This is a genomic window from Moorena sp. SIO3H5 (genome assembly GCF_010692395.1).
Taxonomy (GTDB): Bacteria; Cyanobacteriota; Cyanobacteriia; order Cyanobacteriales; family Coleofasciculaceae; genus Moorena.
In genome coordinates, this window is the sequence record NZ_JAAHHS010000751.1 from 1 (window position 1) to 1,495 (window position 1,495).

Here is a 1,495-nt window from a genome sequence, read left to right on the forward strand (position 1 = left end):
TTTGGTTTTTTCACATAAATGATAAAGCTCTTGCCCCGGGTTGAGACACAAGTTAGGCAGTTGTCGCCACCATGGTCTATGCCTATGGCTTGGGAGTAATCAAGATTGGGATTGGTGGCCAATAAGTCTTTCCCGTCGTCAATAACCCAATCAATCCATAACTGACCATAACAGGGGCGAATGGTAACCTCTTTGACCCAGTCTGGATCTATGAAATTAGGAGGGTCTAGAGTTATTTGAGTTAGTAATTCCGGCTTGCTCTCTTTGCTAACAGAAGGGTAGAACAAACCCTCTTTATAAGTCAGCGCTTGCTTAGGAAAAGTAACAGCCGCAAACCCTCCTGATTTTCTATAACGAGGAAACCTTGGTCTATCAACTTTCCGAAGATAATACAATCCGACTAGTTTGTTGTAACTAGCGATCGCTTCCCCTACAGTTTTAAGGGTTTGTTGAGCAGATTGAGCTGCCATACCCTTATAGTGGGGACTCATTTTTAAGGCTTTATCTATCTCTGGGTATTTAATACCACACTTGTAAGTTTTCCAGCCAGCTCTTAGTTCGTCCCCACGCCAGTAGGTAGTATAAGCATCCTGTTTTTCTAGCCACTGGTAATGTTTTTGTTTTGCGTAGTAGATGGCACAATTAAACAAACTATTAGCTTGTTGACACTGAAATTCCCAGAAAGCTCTTTCTTCTTCTGAAAAATTAGCTTTTACTGGAACTGTCCTGTACATTTGTTATCACCTCCTTGCCTTTGTTAGTATATATCCAGTATAGACACCGGTTCTCAATATTTCAACAACCAATCAACGGAAAACTAGAAAAAGAATGAGGGGGATCCCCGTACACCATGATGAACTAAAAAAGCCCCATACTGTTTGGTTTACTGGGACGGCGTGGAAATGGCTTCAATTATCAGCTAAAGAATCAAATACCAGTGTTGGAGAATTATTAGAAAGCTGGGGAAGAGAGAAGATGGACACGACGCCGATATTTCCAGTCTCTGAGTTTCATCCCGGAGCCCGTACCTTAGAATAAGGCAGCCTTAATCATGGAGGCGCGCTTTCGCGAAAGCGCGCCTCAAAGTTTTAACCCTGGGACGAGTAGCCGACCAACCATAAAGGCTGCCTTATTCTTGCGGTAACTTCTGACCCCGGCTAAAGCACGGGGGTTCTCACATTTCAGGAAGTTTTGATAGCATGCGCCATGGCAAATCCTTAATGGAAAATCTGTCCAAAAATCCCCATCCTACCTATCGATGGGTTTTTTTTACCGTTGACCAAGGGCGGCAAAAGCCTGGGATACAAAAGTAAGCATATGCGCTACGCGCAGGCTACGCCAACAGCTAAAGGCCTTTGGCCAAGCTACGCGAACAGTGGTCAGCCGTCAGCTAATCAACGGGAGGTAGTAAACAAGGTTACGGGCTGGTACCGCTGGTTGAAAATTCCTGCTCGTTTTGATCATCTGACCCCTTGCAGTGAAAGCGCCTGGTAGA

Annotated in this window: 1 protein-coding gene and 1 pseudogene; one reads left to right on the forward strand and one right to left on the reverse strand. The window is 44.6% G+C overall.

The annotated features are described in order from the left end of the window. Positions 1 to 734: pseudogene (locus F6K52_RS36225) on the reverse strand (RNA-guided endonuclease TnpB family protein); the annotation flags it as partial. A gap of 94 nt (positions 735 to 828) precedes the next feature. Between F6K52_RS36225 and F6K52_RS36230 the strand changes: the two are divergent. Then, on the forward strand, positions 829 to 1,038 hold the full coding sequence (locus F6K52_RS36230; RefSeq protein ID WP_293090044.1) for a hypothetical protein: 210 nt from the start codon (positions 829 to 831) through the stop codon (positions 1,036 to 1,038). Positions 1,039 to 1,495 lie beyond the last annotated feature (457 nt).

What these genes read in the sequence shown, in the direction of transcription:
- F6K52_RS36230 (WP_293090044.1), top strand. Translation starts at nt 829, where the DNA reads ATGAGGGGGATCCCCGTACACCATGATGAACTAAAAAAGCCCCATACT.